An 18876-nucleotide genomic window follows, 5' to 3' on the forward strand; every position below is an offset into this window, starting at 1 on the left:
CCCTTGACCTCAACCAATGTTGAGGTGCGATAACGATCTCCCCACGGCCAGCCCCCTGGCCTTCCCCACGGAGATTGCTTCGATGTCGTACTCGCTTCCCCCGCTCCCCTACGCCTATGACGCCCTCGAGCCGCACTTCGATGCGCGCACGATGGAGATCCACCACAGCAAGCACCACCAGACCTACGTCAACAACCTCAATGCCGCCATCGAGCAGGCCGGCATCGCCGAGCAACCGGTCGAGGCGCTGATCGCCAACCTCGATGCCGTGCCCGAGGCGCAGCGTGGCGCGGTGCGCAACAACGGCGGCGGCCACGCCAACCACAGCCTGTTCTGGACCGTGCTCAGCCCCAACGGTGGTGCACCCGATGATGAACTGGCCGCCGCCATCGACCGTGACCTTGGCGGCTTCGATGCCTTCAAGGATGCGTTCAGCAAGGCCGCGCAGACCCGCTTCGGCAGCGGCTGGGCCTGGCTGACCCGCGATCGCGATGGTCGCCTGCAGGTGGAAAGCAGCGCCAACCAGGACAGCCCGCTGATGGGTGCAGCCGTCGGCCTGTCCGGCAACACCCCGATCCTGGCACTGGATGTCTGGGAACACGCCTACTACCTGCACTACCAGAACCGCCGCCCGGACTACATCGGCGCCTTCTTCAACATCATCAACTGGGCCGAGGTCGGCCGGCGCTATCGCCAGGCCAGGGCCTCATGAGCGGCGAGACACTGCCCTACGCCGGGCCGTGGGCAGGAGTGTTCCCCGCGCCGGCCCCGGTGCCATCGGTCGAGATGCCGCCGCGTGCCCTGCGGCGGCTGCTCGGCCATTTCCCGACCGGCGTGGCCATCGTCTGCGCGCGCGATGCACAGGGCAAGCCGGTCGGCCTGACCATCAACTCGTTCGTACCGGTCTCACTGCAGCCGCCGTTGGTGCTGTGGAACCTGGCGTTGCACGCACAGAGCCTGTCCATCTTCCAGCGTGCCACACGCTTTGCGCTCAGCGTGCTGGCGGCCGACCAGGAAGCACTGGCCCGGCGCTTCGCCGATCCACAGGTCCGCAACCGCTTCGACGGCCTGGCATTGCTGGATGACGACGAGGACGCTCCGCCCCGCATCACCGGTGCGGTCGCCCATCTCACCTGTACCCGCCACGCGCAGTGGCCGGTGGGCGATCACCTGCTGCTGGCCGGCCGCATCATCGAAGTGCACGAGAACGGCGGCGCGCCACTGCTGTTCCATCGCGGCCGCTTCCAGCCCGGCCCGGCCGAACTGCTGGTGGAGGTGCGCGGATGAACATCGAAGCTCTGGAATGCATGCTTGCCGCAGGCAAGGACGGCGCACTGCTGCGCTTCGGCCTGGGCAAGGGCTGGCTGGATGCCGGCAACCCGGTACGCGCGGCAACCCACCTGGGCCGCTGCGTGGTGCTTGATCCGCAGTACTCGGCAGCCTGGAAGCTGCTGGGCAAAGCCTGGCTGGCCAGTGGTCAGCCACAGGCGGCCCGTGAGGCATGGCAGCGGGGCTTGAGCGTGGCCGGCAGCAAGGGCGACCAGCAGGCACGCAAGGAAATGCAGGTGTTCCTGCGACGCCTGGACCGCGAGCAGGCGGCCCTGGCGAAGGCGGGCTGAGTCGATCAGCCCGCGTTGGCCGATGCCGGTGCGGACATGATGTCCGGCATCGGCAGGCGGCGCGGCTTGCTCGGGAATGCGTGGCGCAGGATGCGCCAGACCACCTGGCCGAACTGGCGCGGCAGCGAGCCGTTGTTGTAGTGCTGGCCGTAGCGGCGGCAGATGTCCTTCACTTCCTTGGCGATGGCCGCATAGCGATTGGCCGGCAGATCCGGGTAGAAATGGTGCTCGATCTGGTGGCTGAGGTTGCCCGACAGCACGTTGATCAGGAAGCCACCGCTGATGTTGGACGAACCGCGCAGCTGGCGCAGGTACCAGTGGCCGCGCGACTCATTGCGCAGGCACTCTTTGGGGAAGGTTTCCGATTCGGCGGTGAAATGCCCGCAGAAGATGATCACGTAGGTCCAGATGTTGCGCAGGCCGTTGGCAACCAGGTTGCCCAGCATCACGGTGAGGAAGAACGGACCCGCCAGCAGCGGGAAGAACACGTAGTCCTTCAGCACCTGGCGCAGCATCTTGCGCGCCACCGGGCGGGTCTGCAGCCACATCGCACGGGCACTCATGCGGCCCTTCAGCCAGCGGCCAAGGCGAAGGTCCTGCGCGGCCACGCCCCACTGGAACAGCAGTGCGAAGATCGGCGCGATGATCGGCTGCAGCAGGTAGAACGGCTTCCAGCGCTGTTCCGGGAAGATGCGCAGCAGGCCGTAGCCGATGTCATCGTCCATGCCACGCACATTGGTGTAGGTGTGGTGGCGGAAATTGTGGGTCTTGCGCCAGTTGTCGGCGGTGGCAACGATGTCCCACTCGTAAGTGTTGCCATTGAGCTTGGGATCACCGGTCCAGTCGAACTGGCCGTGCATCACGTTGTGGCCCAGCTCCATGTTCTCCAGGATCTTCGACAGCGCCAGCAGCAGCGTGCCGGTGATCGCGGCCGGCCACAGCAGCGGCATCCAGAACAGCGGCGAAAACGCCGCCAGGAACAGCAGGCCACGGCCACCCACGCCGAACCAGCGCACGGCGGCGGCCACGCGGCGGATGTAGCGGGTATCGGAGGCGCCGAGGCTGCCGATCACACGGTCGCGGATCGCGTCGAGTTCCTCGCCGAAGGCATGCATCTCGGCAGTACTCAGGGCACGGTCGGTGGCGCGGGTCATGGCAGGCGTCCTCAGAGATCCAGGGTCAGGTCGGTGGTCGGTGCGCTCACGCAGATCCGTACCGGCTGTGCCGATTCGGACTGCAGGTCGCCGGTGCGCAGGTGGCGGGTGGCGCCACTGACGCGGTCACAGCTGCAGGTGTTGCAGATGCCCATGCGGCAGCCATGCTTGGGCTTGATGCCATGGGCTTCGAGGCTTTCCAGCAACGAGCGGCCGCGCGGCACGCTGAGCTGGCGGCCACTGCGGGCAAGGGTCAGCGACACTTCGCCTTCGCTGCTGGCATCACGCAACGGCGCCGGCGGAGTGAACGCTTCCGCCTGGAAACCCGCAACCTGGTGCGCCAGGCGTTCGCGCGCAGCGGCAACGAATCCATCCGGGCCACAGGCCAGCACGTGGCGCTGCGCCAACGGGGTGTCATCGCCGGCCACCCGCAGATCGTGGGAATCGATGCGTGCGGCAGGCACATCGCCTTCGCGGGTGGTCAGCAGGTGCACACGCAGGTTCGGCTGGCGCGCGGCCAGTGCCTGCAGCTCATCGCGGAACTGCAGCTGGGCGGCACTGCGCTCCCAGTAGAACAGGTCCACCGGCGCGGCCAGCGGGCGCTGGCAGGCTTCGCGCAGCAGGCTGCGCATCGGCGTGATGCCACTACCGGCCGCCAGCAGCAATACCGGAGCCGCGGCCGGCAGCTGGAATTCTCCGAACGCAGCCTCCAGGCGGAACAGCTCGCCCGGCTGCGCATGGCTGACCAGATGCTGGCTGACTCGGCCGCCCTCGACCGCCTTGACGGTAATCGCCAGTTCGCGCGGTCCCAGCGCAGTGGGGCTGTAGCTGCGCTGCCACAGGCGTCCTTCGATCTCCACGCCCAGGGTGACGTGCTGGCCCGCGCGCATGCCGGCCCAGTGCCGGTTGGTGCGCAGGACCAGGGTCGCCGCGCCCTCGCCGGCCGGCTCGCGCCGGACCAGGCGGGCCACCGGCTCACGCAGGGTCCACAGGGGATTGAGCTGGCCCGCCCAGAAATCGAACAGCGACGGCGAGACCCAGCGGTACGGAGAGAACAGGGATGGACGGACGACAGCGCTCATAGGCGCACTATACGGGCGCACATACACCTGTGTATACATGTGTATATTGAACCGAATTGGGTATGATTCAGCCTCGCCCCACCGGAACCGCCATGGCCGCCGCCACCGTCTTGTCGACGCCTGAAGATGCCAACAGCCCGGCCCGCCGTACGGTGAGCCGCGAGGATCTGCTGGCCGCCGCCCTGAAACTGATCGGGCCGCACCGCAGCCTGTCCACGCTCAGCCTGCGCGAAGTGGCACGCGAGGCCGGCATCGCGCCGAACAGCTTCTACCGGCAGTTCCGCGACATGGACGAACTGGCCGTAGCGCTGATCGACGCGGCCGGCCGCTCGCTGCGCACCATCATCGGCCAGGCGCGCCAGCGTGCCACCTCCACCGCCACCAGCGTGGTGCGGGTCTCGGTGGAGACCTTCATGGAACAGCTGCGCGCCGACGACAAGCTGCTGCATGTGCTGTTGCGCGAAGGCGCGGTCGGCTCGGACGACTTCAAGCACGCAGTCGAACGCGAGCTGCATTATTTCGAGGAAGAGCTGCAGCACGACCTGGTGCGCCTGGCCGCACTGGATGGCGCGGTGCTGCACGCTCCGGAACTGGTGGCCAAGGCCATCACCCGGCTGGTGTTCGCGATGGGCGCCACCGCCATGGACCTGCCGCCGGAGAAGGATCCGGAGCTGGTCGAACAGATCTCCACGATGATCCGCATGATCATCGTCGGCGCCCGCACGCCCGCTGCGTTCCGCCGCGGCTGACGATCCGCTCCTCGAGCGGATCCCTTTACAAGGGAAGCGGCTCTGACCCCGTCCCCACTACCCCCACGACTACTCCATCTTCCGCATATGACCACCGGCAGGGTGGTCGCTGTCAGATGTAATGTTATAACGCTTGCATGATCTGACTCGGCCGGCGCTCCACCCGAGATTGCTGCAGCTTCGTTATATAGCATTTGCTATATTAATAAGTCATTGCTTTCATATGCGTCAGCCAGGTCGCCCTCGCCGCCTTTCTTCCCACAAGGACGACGCCCTCATGCGCTTTATGCCCCACCGCTTCCGACGGTTGCCCCTGGCCGCCGCCATTGCCCTGACGATGCCGCTGCCTGCACTGGCCGCCACCTCGAAGCCCACCGAGCTGGACCGCGTGCAGGTCAAGGTCAGCACCGCCACCCGCAGCGAACGCCTGCTATCCGATGTCCCGATCCGCACCGAAGTGCTGCGCAAGGAAGACATCGCGCTGCGCGCGGCCACCGACTTCTCGCGCGCCGCCGAGCTGATCAACGGCCTACGCGTGGAAAGCAACTGCCAGAACTGCAACACCAGCGAAGTGCAGCTGCTGGGCCTGCCCGGTGCCTACAACCAGCTGTTGTTCGATGGCATCCCGCTGTTGTCCACGCTGGGCAGCGTGTACGGCCTGGAACAGATCCCGGCCGGGTTCGTCGACCGCATCGAAGTGGTCAAGGGCGGCGGCTCGGCGCTGTACGGCCCGGGTGCGGTGGCCGGTGTGATCAACCTGATTCCGCCGCTGCCGCCGCGCAGCGGCGGCCATGTGCAAGCCGGCGTGGATGTCCTGAAGGGCACACCGCAGAAGAATGCCGACGTGCGCCTGGACCTGGTGGCGAAAGATGCCGACGCCGGGCTTTCAGTGATTGCCCAGCGCAACTGGAACAGCGGCATCGACTACAACGGTGACGGCTACACCGAGATCACCCGCAAGAACCTCAAGGTCGGCGGGCTGCAGGCCTGGTACGCGCCCACGCCGGGCACGCGGCTGCGCCTGGACCTGCAGGTGACCGATGAAACCCGGCGTGGCGGCAATCGACTGGATCAGCCCGAATACCTGGCCAACATCGCCGAATCGCTGGATACGAAATACCGGCGCGGCAGCGTGTCGTGGGATCAGGAAATCAATGCCGACGTCGATTTCCGCCTGGCCTACGCCTTCGCCGACATCGACCGCGACAGTTTCTACGGTGGTCTTGGCGACGTGGTTACCGATCCGTCTGCACCCGGCTATGACCCGTCGCAGCTGGATCCCAACGTGGCCGGCAGCGCGGCCTCGCGTTCGTGGCGCCAATACGGCCGCACCCACAACCCGCTGCACTACATCGACAGCCAGTTGAACTGGCGGCTGGGCGCGCACGCGCTGGCCTTCGGTGTGCAGTACAAGCACGAGGCGCTGCGCGACGGCAACCGGACCGGTGACGGGCAGCGCCTGGCGGTGCTGGAAGATGCAACCTTCCACAACCTGGGCGCCTTCATCCAGGACGAATGGAGCCTGCGTGACAACGTCGACCTGGTACTGGGCGCACGCGTGGACAAGAGCTCGGAACTGGACAGCGCGGTGTTCTCGCCGCGCATCGCCCTGGCCTGGCAGGCCACGCCCAACCTGAAATGGCGCGCCGGCATCGCCACCGGCTTCCGTGCGCCGGAGATCTTCGTCGAGGACGTGCACGTCGATACGCTGGGTGGCGAGCAGGTGCGCGTGCGCAACACCGATGGCCTGAAGGAAGAGCGCGCGTTGACCACCCTGTTCGGCTTCGACTGGCGCTCGGACCCGGCCAATCCAGTGTGGAGCTGGGATGCTACCGCCTCCTATGCACGCATCCGCGACACCTTCGCGCTGGGCGAGATCCAGCGCGGCGATGACGGACAACTGAGCCAGCTGCGCTACAACGCATCCGGCTCCAACGTGCTGGGGGCGGAAACCAACCTCGGCTGGCAACCGTCGCCGCAATGGCGCCTGACCGCCGGTGCCTCGTGGTACCGCTCGCGCTTCCGCGAACCGCAGCGCATCTTCGACGACAGTGGCGACGGTGGCGACACCGTGATCGAAAGCCGCGATTACCTGAAGACACCGCGCTGGACCGGCCTGGCGCAGCTCAGCTGGATGCCGGCCGAACCGTGGGAAACCTTCGTCGCGCTGCGCCATACCGGGCCGATGTCGGTGCTGAACAACCGGCTGGGCGAGCTGCACCGCACACGCTCGTTCCTGGTCACCGACCTTGGTGCGCGCTGGCACCGGCATCTGGGCACGCAGGCGCAGCAGGAAGTGTCGGTAGCTGCGGGCGTCAAGAACGTATTCGACCAGCGCCAGAAAGATCTGGAAATGGGCGCGCTGCGTGACAGCGACTATGTCTACGGGCCGCGCTTTGCACGTTCGTGGTACGTCAACCTGCGCTATGCGTTCTGAAGCCCTGCGAGCGTTGTTGCTGGCCTGTGCCATGCTGCTGGCCGCACCGGCGATGGCTGCGGACCTGCACGCGCAGGTTTCCGCCTCGCTGATGCGGCCGGAGCAGCGATCGCTACGGCCGATGCAGTGGTCGTCGCCGCCGAAACTGGTGGCGCTGTACTTCGGCGCCGACTGGTGTGCACCGTGCCATGCCTTCGTACCCACGCTGCGCAGCGTGCGTGATGCCCTGCGCCAAGCCGGCGCCGATACCGAAGTGGTGTACGTCAGTCTGGATGAGAGCGAGGCTGCATTGCGCCGCTACATGCACGCGCAGGAGATGCCGTGGCCGGTACTGGACCCGCGCCGCGCCGCGCGCATGCCGGCACTGCAGGCATTGGCCGGATTGGCACCACCGAACCTGGTGCTGATCGATGCGGATGGGACCGTGCTGGCCAATGGCTGGCAAGGCCGGCGTTACCAAGGCCTGCAGCCGGTGTTGAAGGAATGGACGAAACGGGCGTGCGCGCAGCAGCAGGCGCGCTGCCCGCCTGGATTGTAGATCCACGCCATGCGTGGATGCTCCCTGTCATCGCGCGAACAGCAGCCGAGCATGGCTCGGCTCTACAGGAAACGTGGCTCAGCCGCCCTCGGCCCTGCGCACGAATGCCTCGAACAGAGCCAGCGTCTGCTCGCTCACGTGATGCTCGATGCCCTCGGCATCGCGTCGCGCGGTATCTGCATCCACCCCCAGCGCCAGCAGGAAACGCTCCACGGTCTGGTGGCGCTGGCGGCTGGCATGGGCCAGCGCCTCGCCTTCCGGGGTCAGGAACACGCCGCGGTACGGTCGCTGCACCACCCAGCCATCGCGGGCCAGGCGCCGCAGCATCTTCGCCACGGTGGGCTGGGCCACGCCCAGACGCGTCGCGATGTCGACCTGGCGGGCCTCGCCGCCGTCGGCCAGCAAGTCCGAGATCAGCTCGACATAGTCCTCCACCAGCTCCATCCGGTGCGCCTCGCGCACTTGACGGAAGCTCTCGACCTGGCGCTCGGCCTCGATCAGAGGGGTGCTCTTCAGCGATGTCGAATCGTCGGTATTGCCCACGCCTGCGCCTGTCCTTTCGGGGTGATCCGGTGTTGAACCTGAATTCTGGACCAGTAACGCGATAAAGACGATTGTTTCACGTTGCTAATGACTATAGCAGAAGCTATATTCAGCCCCATGAACTCCCTGGCGCCCCGCGACCCTTCGGCCTCCACTCCGGCCAGCCTGGGCGCGCTCAACGCCTCGGTGGCGGTACCCGACAAGGGTCACTGGTGGTTCCGCCTGCTGGCCTTCCTCGGCCCGGGCTACATGATCTCGGTCGGCTACATGGACCCGGGCAACTGGGCAACCGACCTCGCCGGCGGTTCGCGCTTTGGTTACCTGCTGCTGTCGGTCATCCTCATTTCCAACCTGATGGCGGTGATCCTGCAGGCGCTGTCGGCACGGCTTGGCATCGCCACCGGCATGGACCTCGCGCAGGCCTGCCGCGCCCGCTACCCGAAGCCGGTGAACCTGGCACTTTGGGCGCTGTGCGAGGCGGCGATCATCGCCTGCGACCTGGCCGAAGTGATCGGCACCGCGATCGCGCTGAAGCTGCTGTTCGACCTGCCACTGCTCTGGGGCGCGGTGATCACTGCGCTGGATACGCTGCTGGTTCTGCTGCTGATGAACCGCGGCTTCCGTGCGCTAGAAGCGTTCGTGATCGCGCTGCTGATGGTGATCTTCGCCTGCTTCGTGGTGCAGATCGCGATGGCTGCCCCGCCAGTGATGGCGGTGCTGGGCGGATTCATTCCGCGCGCACAGGTGGTGACCGATCCGAACGCGCTGTACATTGCGATCGGCATCATCGGTGCCACGGTGATGCCGCATAACCTGTACCTGCATTCGTCCATCGTGCAGACCCGCGCCTACCCGCGCACGGATGAAGGCCGCCGCAGCGCACTGCGCTGGGCGGTCACCGACAGCACCCTTGCGTTGACGCTCGCATTGTTCATCAACGCCAGCATCCTGATCCTGGCGGCGGCCGTGTTCCATGCCAATGGCCGATTCGACGTGGAAGACATCGAGCAGGCGCACCAGCTGCTGGCGCCGATGCTGGGCTTGGGCGCGGCGGCGACGTTGTTTGCGATCGCGTTGCTGGCGTCGGGCCTGAATTCGACAGTCACCGCGACGCTGGCCGGCCAGATCGTGATGGAAGGCTTCCTGCACCTGCGAATGCCGCCGTGGCTGCGACGGCTGATCACACGTGCGCTGGCGATCATTCCGGTGGTGGTGGTGATCCTGCTGTTCGGCGACCAGGGCGCGGTGAAGCTGCTGGTGCTGAGCCAGGTGGTGCTGTCGATGCAGCTGCCATTCGCGATCATCCCGCTGGTACGGATCGTGACCGACAAGGTGACGATGGGCGCGCTGGTGGCCCCGCGCTGGCTGGGCGCGATCGCTTGGGTGATCGCGCTGGTGATTGTGGTGCTGAACGTGAAGCTGCTGGTGGATACCTTCAGCGGAGCCTGACGCCAAACCACGGACCCTGCCCCGGTAGATCCACGCCATGCGTGGATGCCCTTGTAGAGTCGAGCCATGCCCGACTCATCGCTCACCGCGCGAACGGCAGCCGAGCATGGGCTCGGCTCTACAAATGCAACGCGATCGCGGCTTCGATCTGCTGCGGCGACTGGAACCCGGCCAGGCGCGTGCGTTCGTCGCCGTCACGGAACAGAGACAGCGTCGGCGTCTGCCGCAGCCCCAGCTCCCTGAAGAACGCCTCACCCAGCACCTCCAGCTGCACGCGCAGCAACGTGGTGCCCTGCCCCGCGACGCTGTTGGCCACCCGGTGCAGCGACATCTCTAGCATCCGGCATCCCGGGCAGTGGTCCTTGTGGAAATCCACCAGCACCCGCGGGTGCTCGGCCAGCAGCTGCTGGAACTGCTCAGGCGTGGTGGCGTCGATGATCTGCATCGTGGTTGCTCCAGTAGTGGGCCAGGACCGCATCGGTCCAGGCGTCGACGGCTTCAGCATGACGCTCGCCATGCGGCATCTGTTCGATCTCCAGCGGCGGGTAGTCGCTGCGGAAATAGCGGATCAGCCGGTGCACGGCGCCACAGTAGTACTCCTGCCCCCACTGCGTTTCGCCGGTACCGAACACCGCCAGCTGGCGTGGCTGCTGACCGCGCTCGGCAATGCCGGCCACCCACGCCTTCATCTCCGCTGGCGTGCGCCCGGCGTTGTCGGTCCAGCAGCCCAGCAGCACCAGGTCGGCCTCGTCTGCAGCCAGCGGCGGCGCCTGCCGCAGGTCATCGGCCTCCTGCCAGTGCACCGCATGACCTGCCGCGCGGCAGCGCTCGGCGATCTGCCGGCCGAGCTCACGGGTGTTGCCGCTCAAGGAGGCGACCACCATCAGGATGCTCAGCGCGGCGCCGGACTCAGAGATCGTCGAAGCCGTTGTCGACGTTGGTCTTCTTGTAACTTGCATTGCGCATCTCGAAGAAGTCGGTCTTGGTCTCGGTGAAGTTGTCGGCGTAGGCCTTGATCCACGGCATCACGTTGTCGGTGGTGTCGCTGTACAGGCGCTCGATCCCGAGCATGCCGGCCATCTTGTTGGCGCGGTACTTCACGTAGCGCACCATCTCGTCCACGTCGATGCCATCGATGCCATCCAGCACCTCCGACGACCACTGCGTCTCAAGCTCGATGGCATGTTCGAATGACTGGTGCACATAGGCGGTCAACTCATTGGTCTGCAGCTCGGGGTTTTCACCGATGATGGCGCGGATCAGCTCGCTGATGAACTTGGTATGGGCCAGCTCGTCGCGATTGATGAAGCTGATGATCTTGCCGGTGCCGTTCATGCGGTTCTGCCGCACCATGTTGTAGAAGTAGGCGAAACCGGAATAGAAGTTGATGCCTTCCAGGATCGAGGACTGGATCAGCGACTTGAGCAGGGTCTCGGCGGTCTTCTCGCGCATGAAGTCGTCATACGCGCCCATGATCGGGGCATTGCGCTTGATGATGGTTGGGTGGGTGCGGGCGATCTCGAAGATGCGGTTCTGGTTCGGCAGGTCGGTGATCGAGGCCAGTACGTAGCTGTAGCTCTCGTTATGGATCACTTCCTGCTGGCCGATGATCGCCGCGTTGGCATGCGCGGCCGGATCAGTGATGTACTCGGCCACGTTGTAGATGAAGCGCGTCTGCGGCGAATCCAGCGTGGCCAGCAGGCCGATGATCGAGTCGTAAGCGTTCTTCTCGCGCCCGGACAGCTCACCGTACTGGCGCGCATCCAGCTTCATGTCCACTTCGTCGGGAATCCAGAAGTTGGTCGACAGTTCCTTGTAGGCCCGATAGAACGACGGGTACGGGATATCGTTCCAGTTGAGGATGCCGCTGGTCTGGCCGTTGATGATGCCGGTGCTGCGGTTGGGATGGCGTGGTTCGAGTATCTTGATGCGATCGAGGGGGGTTGCCATGGTCGTCTACCTTCGTGTTGCGTGCGTTGCGGATGTAGAGCCGAGCCCGCGCTCGGCTGCTCTTCGCGTCTGAGCCGAGCGCGGGGCTCGGCTCTACAGCGGTCGCAGCGGTCAGCTTGAGCACCACTCGCATTCGCTGATGTCGATGTCGTTGGAGCGCACGTAGTAGGTGGTCTTCAGGCCTTCGCGCCAGGCGCTCAGGTGCAGCTCCAGCAGCGTGCTCGCACGGATGGTGCTGGGCACGTACAGGTTGAAACTGATCGACTGGTCGACATGGCGCTGGCGGCGCGCGTTCTGGCGCACGCTGGCGAACTGGTCGACCTTGTAGGCGCCCTTCTCGTAGTACGGCCAGGTCTCCAGCGACAGGCCCGGCGCCGCCACCGGCCGCCGGAAGTCCTTCTTTTCCTCGTAGTAGAACGCGCTGTAGATCGGGTCGATGGAGGCCGTGGAGCCTGCAATCTGCGCGGTGCTCATGTTCGGCGCAACTGCAAGCAGCCAACCGTTGCGCAGGCCATGCGTGGCGACTTCGCGGGCCAGGCTGTCCCAGGCCGCGCCGCTGTAGCCCCGGTCACGGAAGTAGCGTCCGTTGTGCCAATCGCTGCCGGCGAACATGGGGTAGCTGCCCTTCTCCCGCGCCAGTTGCGCGCTGGCCTGGATGGTCAGGAAGTTGATGCGTTCGTAGAGACGGTCGGCCAATGCTTCGGCATCCGGAGATTCCCACTGGATCGCCTGCTGCGCCAGCAGGTGGTGCCAACCGAACGTGCCCAGGCCGATGGCACGGTACTTGTGGTTGGTGATCGTGGCCTGCGGCACCGGCAACGCGTTGAGGTCGATCACGTTGTCGAGCATGCGCACCTGGATCGGGATCAGGCGCTCCAGCACATCGGTGGCCAGCAGGTCATCAGGTGCACTGATCGCCCGGCCGAGGTTGATCGAGGACAGGTTGCAGACCACGAAGTCACCGGCACGGCGCGTGGTGACGATCTGGTCGCCGCTGACGATCTCCTGGATCATCCGCGTCGGGCTCATGTTCTGCAGGATCTCGGTGCACAGGTTGCTGGAATAGATCATGCCCGCGTGCTTGTTCGGGTTCCTGCGATTGACCTCGTCGCGGTAGAACAGGAACGGGTTGCCGGTCTCCAGCTGGCTGAGCATGATCCGCTTGAACAGATCGATGGCCTTCACCGTTCGGCGGCTGATGCGCTCATCGGCCACCAGCTCGGCATAGCGGTCGCGGAAGCTGCCCGAACCGCGCTTCTCATCGTAGAAGTCCTGCAGGTACCAGCCCTTGGCCTGCTTCACCTCGTGCGGGTCGAACAGGTACCAGTCGGCGCGGCGTTCGACCGCTTCCATGAACAGGTCGGGCACGCACACCGAGGTGAACACATCGTGCGCGCGCAGGCGCTGGTCACCGTTGTTGAGGCGCAGGTCCATGAAGGCTTCGATGTCGCGATGCCAGATGTCCAGGTACACCGCCACCGCGCCCTTGCGCTGGCCAAGCTGATCAACCGACACCGCCGTGTTGTTGAGCTGCTTGATCCACGGCACCACGCCGCCGGAAGAGTTGGGCACGCCCCGGATCGGCGCACCGCTGCTGCGCACGTACCCCAGGTAGGCACCGACGCCGCCGCCATGCTTGGACACGCGGGCGATATCGGTGTTGGAGTCATAGATGCCCTGCAGGCTGTCGTCCACCGTGTCGATGAAGCAGCTGGACAGCTGGCCGCCCACCTTGCCGGCGTTGGCCAGGGTCGGCGTAGCCACCGTCATGTACAGGTTGGACAGCGCCCAGTACGCCTCGCCGACCAGCTGCATGCGGCGTTCGCGCGGCTTTTCCTCCTGCATCAGGTACAGCGCAATGGTCAGCCAGCGCTCCTGCGGCAGCTCATAGACCTCGCGGCTGCGGTCGCTGGCCAGATAGCGCGTGGCCAGCAGGTACAGGCCGTTGTAGGCGAACAGGCGGTCGCGCTCCGGGTCGATCATCTCGCCGGCCTGCTGCAGCTCTTCCTTCGAATAGCAGCGCAGGATGTCGTTGCTGTAGATGCCGCGGTCAGCCAGGCTTTCCTGCAGGCCCACGTAGGAGCCGTATTTCAGGCTGACATCGTAGAAGCGGTTGCGGCTGGCACGCTTGTACAGGCGCCGCAGGTAGATGCGCGCAGCAAACTGTTCCCATTCCGGCGCGACCAGGTCCACCCGCGATTCGGCCTCGCGGATCAACAGGTCGACCAGATCATCGGCACTGAGGCTGGGCTTGCGCTCGACCATTGCCTGCACCACGCGGCGGTAGTCGCTCACATCCAGCTGCGGGAACTCGGCATGCACGGCATCGATGCTGCGTTGCAGGCGCTCGGCGTCGAACGGCAGGCGGCGGTTGCCGGCCTCCTTGGTGATCCAGGTCGGCACGCGCTCGCCACCAGCGCGCAAAGCATCGCCGGCGCCGGCCAGATCGGCCGCGCGGAAGGTACTGTCGGTCATGGTGGTAAAACTCCAGGCTCGCACGCGCTTTGGCGGTCGATGCCATGGCGGCCCTGGACGCGATACCGGCGCACGGGGCAAACGGGTGGATTGCCAGGGTGCGGGAACGGAGGTCGTCGGCATCTGCCTGCGCCTGCGGCCGGTATCCGGGCCGTGGGGGCGACCTGCGTCCGCACGGTGGCGGCCGCGTCGACACGGCAAGCCTTCAGGGGCGGGCCGTGGGACGTTTGCTGCATGTCCGGCGGCGGCGGCTGACCGGGAGTGACGGCCACAACATAGTGGGGATGACTCGAACCGTCAACACAAGATGCGGTAATCACGACATGCCGCGACGATCAGTCGCAGGATGCCGTGTTGCAGCAGCGACGCCTTGTCGACATGCCCTGCGTCCCCAGTTCGGTACAACATCCACTTTACCCGGAACACCGCCCATGCGCGCTGCCCAGTACTCCTCCTTCGGCAACCCGGCCGACGTCCTCGCCATTGCCGATGCCGCCCTGCCCGAGCCCGGTCCCGGCGAGGTGCGCATCCGCACCGTGCTGGCCTCGATCCACAACCACGACCTGCTGACCGTGCGTGGCCTATACGGGTACAAGCCGACACTGCCGGCGATCGGTGGCAGTGAGGCACTGGGCGTGGTCGATGCACTCGGCGATGGTGTCGACGGCCTGCAGATCGGCCAGCGCGTCGCCGCCGCCTCGGTGCACGGTACCTGGGCCGAAGCGTTCATTGCACCGGCACGCATGGTGATTCCGATGCCGGAGGCGATCCCGGACGAGATGGCCGCACAGCTGATCGCCATGCCGCTGAGCGCGCTGATGCTGCTGGAGTTCCTGCACGTCGAGCCGGGCCAGTGGATCGTGCAGAACACCGCCAACGGCGCGGTCGGCAAGTCGCTGGCAATGCTGGCAAAGGCGCGTGGCGTGCATGTGGCCAACCTGGTGCGCAACGCCGCCGCCGTAGCGCAGTTGCAGGCGCTCGGCATCGATCATGTATTCGACACCTCGTTGGACGGGTGGAAGGAACGCGTGCGCGCAGCCACTGGCGAAGCACAGGCGGCGGCCGCGGTGGATTCCATCGGCGGCGACGCCAGTGGCGATCTGGTCGACCTGCTCGGCCACCACGGCACGCTGGTGTCGTTCGGTGTGATGAGTGGCGAACCGATGCACATTCCTGCCGGCGGACTGATCTACAAGGAGGCCACGGTTAAGGGCTTCTGGGGCAGCAAGGTCAGCCAGGCGATGGCGGTGGAGGACAAGCGCCGGCTGGTTGGCGAGTTGCTGAAGCGTGCTGCTGGCGGCGAGCTGACGCTGCCGGTGGAGCAGATCTTCGCGCTGGACGATATCGCCCAAGCGGCGAAGGCGGGCGCCGGTTCGGGCCGTAACGGCAAGGTGCTGCTGCGGCCGTGATGGGCTGGCATTGCCTTCTGTAGAGCCGAGCCATGCTCGGCTGCTTTCCGGTCAGTGTGCGCAGCCGAGCGTAGGCTCGGCTCTACAGGAGCGTGCGGACCAAATGCTCCGCACTCCTCGCTCCGTTCATTAAGAGCCTGTGCTGTATAACTGAATGCGCTTTCGTCATTGGAAGGCGCATGTACCTGCGTGCGGTACTGACGGCTCCTCCCCCGTTTGGCGTTGTCGCTTCCATGTACCGCACCACCCTGAACCTGCTAGCCGGCGCCATTGCACTGAGCCTCACCGCCGGCGCTGCCGGCGCCGCTGAATCGGCCGATACCGGCAAAGACAGCACCACTCTCGGCACCGTGCTGGTGACCGGCTCCAACATCAAGCGCAGTGATACCGCCGGGCCGAACCCAGTGCAGATCGTCAGCCGCGAACAGATCGAGCAGACCGGCCGCTCCACCCTTACCGACGTGCTGCGCAACCTGTCGGCCAATGCCGGCAACAGTTTCGATGAGCAGTACACCGGCAGCTTCGCCGCCGGCTCTGCATCGATCGGCCTGCGTGGCCTGTCGCCGAAGAACACGCTGGTGCTGGTCAACGGCTACCGCATGTCCAACTTCGGCTTCGCACTCAATACCCAGGACACGTTCGTCGACCTCAACGCGCTGCCGATCAGCGCGGTCGAGCGCATCGAAGTGCTCAAGGACGGCGCCTCGGCGGTGTATGGCTCCGATGCCATCGCCGGCGTCATCAACATCATCCTGCGCAGGAACTTCCAGGGTGTAGAAGTGGGTGGCGGCTTCGGTACCGCCACTCAGGGCGGCCTGAACGAACGCAGGGCGAACCTGCTGGCCGGCTTCGGCGACCTCGAACAGCAGGGCTGGAACGTGCTGTTGGGCTTGGACCTGCTCAAGCGTGATCGCCTCGACGCCGACCAGCGCGCCTATACCCGCAGCGGCGATTTCCGCGACAAGCCCGGCGGACGCCTGGCCGGCTGGTCCACCGCCGGTGGCAACTGGCTGTCCAACCCACGCGCACCTCAGCCGTTCGCCAACTGCCCCGACGGCAGCCAGCTGCGCCCGTACAGCGACTTCGGCAGTACCCTGCCCGGCCAGGCCTGCGCCTTCAATGCGCAGCCGTTCAAGACCCTGCAGCCCGGCGCCGAGCGCCTGCAGGCCTCGTTGAGTGCAACCTACCGCTTCAATGACAGCGTCGAAGCGTTCGCCGACGTGCTGTACAGCCACAACAAGGCCGACCAGATCTTCAGCGCGCCGCTGACCGTCGGCCCGGGCCTGCGCGCGTATAAACCGGCCACCGGCACCCTGATCGACGTGCCGGCGGTGCTGCCGGTCGGCCACCCGAACAACCCGGGCAGCACGCCGCTGCCGTTCGAGTACACCTTCTTCGATCTCGGCCCGCGCCTGAAGGACAACACCCAGGTGTTCTACCGTGCACTGGCCGGCGTGCGCGGCAGCGGTGAACGCTGGGACTGGGAAGTCGCGGCGCTGACCTCGCAGAGTGCGCAGCGCGAGTACGTCGACAATTTCGTCAACCGCTACGCGTTCGAACAGATCCTGCGCGATGGCAGCTACAACTTCCTCAACCCGTCCAGCACGCCGGGGGCACTGGATGCACTGCGCCTGCAGACCAAGCGTCCGGGCTGGTACAAGCTGCATTCGTTGAACGTGAAGGCCTCGACCTCGCTGTGGGAGATGCCCGCCGGTACGGTCGGCTTTGCCTGGGGTGCGGAGTTCCGCAAGGAATCGCTGGACGCGCGCACCAGCGCGCAGGTGCTGTCGGGCACCGAACTGCGCCCGGCCATCAACGTGGTCAACGGCGAGCGCCAGGTCAGTGCCGCCTATGCCGAACTGAGCGTGCCACTGCACCGCACGTTGGAGCTGCAGGTGGCCGGCCGAGGCGATCACTATGACGACTTCGGCAAGGCGTTCTCGCCGAAGGTGGCGCTGCGCTGGCAGCCGCTGGACAGCCTGCTGCTGCGCGGCTCGTTCTCGCGCGGTTTCCGCGCACCGTCGCTGCCGGAGATCGCGCCGGGCCAGACCGTCAGCTACGGCTCGGTGATCGATCCGCTGGATCCGCTGCAGCCCGGCGGCAGCCGCGGCGTGACCAACATCCGCACCGGCAACCCGGACCTGAAGGCCGAACGCTCGCGCAACTTCAACGTGGGCGCGGTGTGGTCGCCGGATGGCGATACCAGCATCGGCCTGGACGGGTACCGCATCGAGCAGGACAACCTGGTCAAGCCGGACAGCGCGCAGTTCATCGTCGACAACCCGACGCTGTTCCCCGGCCGCGTGCAGCGTGATGCGCAGGGACGCATCCAGTTCATCACCAACCAGTACGCCAACCAGGGCGAACTGACCACCTCGGGGCTGGACCTGGACGCCAGCCGTACTTTCCGCACCGAGGGCTGGGGCAACTTCACCGTGGCCGGCAGCTGGACCCACCTGCTCAGCTTCAAGCAGCCGCTGGTGGCCGGCCAGGCACCGTATGACGGGGCCGGCAACAACCGCCACGGCGCGCTGCCGCGCACCCGCGGCACCACCTCACTGAACTGGGCGGCGGGCGACTGGAGCAGCACGCTGAGCCTGCAGTACGTAAGCGGCTACGACCAGCGCGTGGCGACGGCGACCAGCAACCCGGGGCTGCGTGACCGCGTCAAGCCCTATCACCAGCTGGACTTGTATGTGGCGTACGAAGGGATTCCCAACACCACGCTGTCGCTGTCGGCGCTGAACCTGACGGACAAGGATCCACCGTTCGATCCGGCTGGCGGTTCCAACGGCTTCGACATCAGCCAGTACAACCTGCGCGGACAGTTCGTCTCGCTGGGTGCGCGCTACCGGTTCTGATAGGCCAGCTGTAGAGCCGAGGCCATGCTCGGCTGCTCTTCGGCAACAGGAAGCCGAGCATGGGCTCGGCTCTACAGCTGGCCTATCAGAACCGGTAGCGCGCACCCAGCGAGACGAACTGTCCGCGCAGGTTGTACTGGCTGATGTCGAAGCCGTTGGAACCGCCAGCCGGATCGAACGGTGGATCCTTGTCCGTCAGGTTCAGCGCCGACAGCGACAGCGTGGTGTTGGGAATCCCTTCGTACGCCACATACAAGTCCAGCTGGTGATAGGGCTTGACGCGGTCACGCAGCCCCGGGTTGCTGGTCGCCGTCGCCACGCGCTGGTCGTAGCCGCTTACGTACTGCAGGCTCAGCGTGCTGCTCCAGTCGCCCGCCGCCCAGTTCAGTGAGGTGGTGCCGCGGGTGCGCGGCAGCGCGCCGTGGCGGTTGTTGCCGGCCCCGTCATACGGTGCCTGGCCGGCCACCAGCGGCTGCTTGAAGCTGAGCAGGTGGGTCCAGCTGCCGGCCACGGTGAAGTTGCCCCAGCCCTCGGTGCGGAAAGTACGGCTGGCGTCCAGGTCCAGCCCCGAGGTGGTCAGTTCGCCCTGGTTGGCGTACTGGTTGGTGAT

17 protein-coding genes are annotated in these 18876 nt (G+C 66.0%); 9 read left to right on the top strand and 8 right to left on the bottom strand.

Going from position 1 to position 18876, the window contains the following annotated elements; all coding sequences use genetic code 11:
• The first annotated feature begins 82 nt into the window (after positions 1-82).
• From ACM0PY_RS01525 to ACM0PY_RS01535, 3 genes are read left to right on the top strand one after another with little or no spacing between them, the layout of a single operon-like run.
• Positions 83-712: a superoxide dismutase gene (locus ACM0PY_RS01525; RefSeq protein ID WP_180885347.1), complete on the top strand. Its 630-nt coding sequence runs from the start codon at positions 83-85 to the stop codon at positions 710-712.
• A complete protein-coding gene (locus tag ACM0PY_RS01530) occupies positions 709-1287 on the top strand; it encodes a flavin reductase family protein (protein WP_180885349.1) in 579 nt (192 codons plus the stop codon). The genes ACM0PY_RS01525 and ACM0PY_RS01530 overlap by 4 nt, the downstream gene beginning before the upstream one ends.
• Complete coding sequence (locus ACM0PY_RS01535; RefSeq protein WP_053498539.1) at positions 1284-1619, top strand: tetratricopeptide repeat protein; 336 nt, start codon at positions 1284-1286, stop codon at positions 1617-1619. The genes ACM0PY_RS01530 and ACM0PY_RS01535 overlap by 4 nt, the downstream gene beginning before the upstream one ends.
• A 5-nt stretch (positions 1620-1624) precedes the next feature.
• On the opposite strand, the gene ACM0PY_RS01540 is transcribed toward ACM0PY_RS01535, so the two are convergent.
• Both ACM0PY_RS01540 and ACM0PY_RS01545 read right to left on the bottom strand, forming a co-directional pair.
• Entirely contained in the window at positions 1625-2773 is a 1149-nt protein-coding gene (locus tag ACM0PY_RS01540; protein WP_005416924.1) for a fatty acid desaturase family protein, read from the bottom strand.
• 11 nt (positions 2774-2784) lie between these two features.
• Positions 2785-3855 (bottom strand): ferredoxin reductase, encoded by a 1071-nt coding sequence (locus ACM0PY_RS01545; protein ID WP_180885351.1) that lies wholly within the window; start codon positions 3853-3855, stop codon positions 2785-2787.
• Positions 3856-3947: 92 nt separating this feature from the next.
• Between ACM0PY_RS01545 and fabR the strand changes: the two genes are divergently transcribed.
• From fabR to ACM0PY_RS01560, 3 genes are all read left to right on the top strand, one after another.
• Entirely contained in the window at positions 3948-4604 is a 657-nt protein-coding gene (gene fabR / locus ACM0PY_RS01550; RefSeq protein ID WP_180885353.1) for an HTH-type transcriptional repressor FabR, read from the top strand.
• A gap of 277 nt (positions 4605-4881) precedes the next feature.
• Positions 4882-7041: a TonB-dependent receptor plug domain-containing protein gene (locus ACM0PY_RS01555; protein WP_180885355.1), complete on the top strand. Its 2160-nt coding sequence runs from the start codon at positions 4882-4884 to the stop codon at positions 7039-7041.
• Positions 7031-7579, top strand: coding sequence for a thioredoxin-like domain-containing protein (locus tag ACM0PY_RS01560; protein WP_180885357.1), 549 nt, complete (start codon positions 7031-7033; stop codon positions 7577-7579). The genes ACM0PY_RS01555 and ACM0PY_RS01560 overlap by 11 nt, the downstream gene beginning before the upstream one ends.
• Before the next feature lie 78 nt (positions 7580-7657).
• On the opposite strand, the gene mntR is transcribed toward ACM0PY_RS01560, so the two are convergent.
• Positions 7658-8122 carry a manganese-binding transcriptional regulator MntR gene (gene mntR, locus ACM0PY_RS01565; RefSeq protein ID WP_180885359.1) on the bottom strand — a complete coding sequence of 155 codons (465 nt, stop codon included), beginning with the start codon at positions 8120-8122 and terminating at the stop codon, positions 7658-7660.
• 117 nt (positions 8123-8239) lie between these two features.
• Between mntR and ACM0PY_RS01570 the strand changes: the two genes are divergently transcribed.
• On the top strand, positions 8240-9571 hold the full coding sequence (locus ACM0PY_RS01570) for an Nramp family divalent metal transporter (RefSeq protein WP_180885361.1): 1332 nt from the start codon (positions 8240-8242) through the stop codon (positions 9569-9571).
• 118 nt (positions 9572-9689) lie between these two features.
• Here the strand turns inward: ACM0PY_RS01570 and ACM0PY_RS01575 are convergent, their stop codons facing one another.
• From ACM0PY_RS01575 to ACM0PY_RS01590, 4 genes are all read right to left on the bottom strand, one after another.
• Positions 9690-10016 (bottom strand): thioredoxin family protein, encoded by a 327-nt coding sequence (locus ACM0PY_RS01575; protein WP_058982346.1) that lies wholly within the window; start codon positions 10014-10016, stop codon positions 9690-9692.
• Complete coding sequence (locus ACM0PY_RS01580) at positions 9988-10455, bottom strand: flavodoxin (RefSeq protein WP_180885363.1); 468 nt, start codon at positions 10453-10455, stop codon at positions 9988-9990. The genes ACM0PY_RS01575 and ACM0PY_RS01580 overlap by 29 nt, the downstream gene beginning before the upstream one ends.
• A 25-nt stretch (positions 10456-10480) precedes the next feature.
• A complete protein-coding gene (locus tag ACM0PY_RS01585) occupies positions 10481-11521 on the bottom strand; it encodes a ribonucleotide-diphosphate reductase subunit beta (protein ID WP_061479853.1) in 1041 nt (346 codons plus the stop codon).
• Between the two features lie 111 nt (positions 11522-11632).
• On the bottom strand, positions 11633-13996 hold the full coding sequence (locus tag ACM0PY_RS01590) for a ribonucleoside-diphosphate reductase subunit alpha (protein WP_180885365.1): 2364 nt from the start codon (positions 13994-13996) through the stop codon (positions 11633-11635).
• A 431-nt stretch (positions 13997-14427) separates the two neighbouring features.
• On the opposite strand from ACM0PY_RS01590, the gene ACM0PY_RS01595 reads away from it, so the two are divergent.
• Together ACM0PY_RS01595 and ACM0PY_RS01600 are read left to right on the top strand one after the other, a co-directional pair.
• On the top strand, positions 14428-15405 hold the full coding sequence (locus ACM0PY_RS01595; RefSeq protein WP_180885367.1) for a zinc-binding dehydrogenase: 978 nt from the start codon (positions 14428-14430) through the stop codon (positions 15403-15405).
• 233 nt (positions 15406-15638) lie between these two features.
• On the top strand, positions 15639-18266 hold the full coding sequence (locus ACM0PY_RS01600) for a TonB-dependent receptor (RefSeq protein ID WP_180885369.1): 2628 nt from the start codon (positions 15639-15641) through the stop codon (positions 18264-18266).
• A gap of 85 nt (positions 18267-18351) precedes the next feature.
• On the opposite strand, the gene ACM0PY_RS01605 is transcribed toward ACM0PY_RS01600, so the two are convergent.
• Positions 18352-18876 (bottom strand): TonB-dependent receptor domain-containing protein (locus ACM0PY_RS01605; RefSeq protein WP_495493231.1); only part of this gene is annotated, 525 nt, incomplete at its 5' end.

The organism is Stenotrophomonas sp. BR163 (assembly GCF_047520985.2).
Lineage (GTDB): Bacteria > Pseudomonadota > Gammaproteobacteria > Xanthomonadales > Xanthomonadaceae > Stenotrophomonas > Stenotrophomonas sepilia.

Bases quoted from the DNA above. Each gene is read 5' to 3' on its own strand.
- ACM0PY_RS01585 (WP_061479853.1), bottom strand. From the start codon at position 11,521: ATGGCAACCCCCCTCGATCGCATCAAGATACTCGAACCACGCCATCCC.
- ACM0PY_RS01525 (WP_180885347.1), top strand. From the start codon at position 83: ATGTCGTACTCGCTTCCCCCGCTCCCCTACGCCTATGACGCCCTCGAG.
- ACM0PY_RS01570 (WP_180885361.1), top strand. From the start codon at position 8,240: ATGAACTCCCTGGCGCCCCGCGACCCTTCGGCCTCCACTCCGGCCAGC.
- ACM0PY_RS01575 (WP_058982346.1), bottom strand. From the start codon at position 10,016: ATGCAGATCATCGACGCCACCACGCCTGAGCAGTTCCAGCAGCTGCTG.
- ACM0PY_RS01540 (WP_005416924.1), bottom strand. From the start codon at position 2,773: ATGACCCGCGCCACCGACCGTGCCCTGAGTACTGCCGAGATGCATGCC.
- fabR (WP_180885353.1), top strand. From the start codon at position 3,948: ATGGCCGCCGCCACCGTCTTGTCGACGCCTGAAGATGCCAACAGCCCG.
- ACM0PY_RS01535 (WP_053498539.1), top strand. From the start codon at position 1,284: ATGAACATCGAAGCTCTGGAATGCATGCTTGCCGCAGGCAAGGACGGC.
- ACM0PY_RS01545 (WP_180885351.1), bottom strand. From the start codon at position 3,855: ATGAGCGCTGTCGTCCGTCCATCCCTGTTCTCTCCGTACCGCTGGGTC.
- ACM0PY_RS01590 (WP_180885365.1), bottom strand. From the start codon at position 13,996: ATGACCGACAGTACCTTCCGCGCGGCCGATCTGGCCGGCGCCGGCGAT.
- ACM0PY_RS01595 (WP_180885367.1), top strand. From the start codon at position 14,428: ATGCGCGCTGCCCAGTACTCCTCCTTCGGCAACCCGGCCGACGTCCTC.
- ACM0PY_RS01600 (WP_180885369.1), top strand. From the start codon at position 15,639: ATGTACCGCACCACCCTGAACCTGCTAGCCGGCGCCATTGCACTGAGC.
- ACM0PY_RS01530 (WP_180885349.1), top strand. From the start codon at position 709: ATGAGCGGCGAGACACTGCCCTACGCCGGGCCGTGGGCAGGAGTGTTC.
- ACM0PY_RS01580 (WP_180885363.1), bottom strand. From the start codon at position 10,455: ATGGTGGTCGCCTCCTTGAGCGGCAACACCCGTGAGCTCGGCCGGCAG.
- ACM0PY_RS01555 (WP_180885355.1), top strand. From the start codon at position 4,882: ATGCGCTTTATGCCCCACCGCTTCCGACGGTTGCCCCTGGCCGCCGCC.
- ACM0PY_RS01560 (WP_180885357.1), top strand. From the start codon at position 7,031: ATGCGTTCTGAAGCCCTGCGAGCGTTGTTGCTGGCCTGTGCCATGCTG.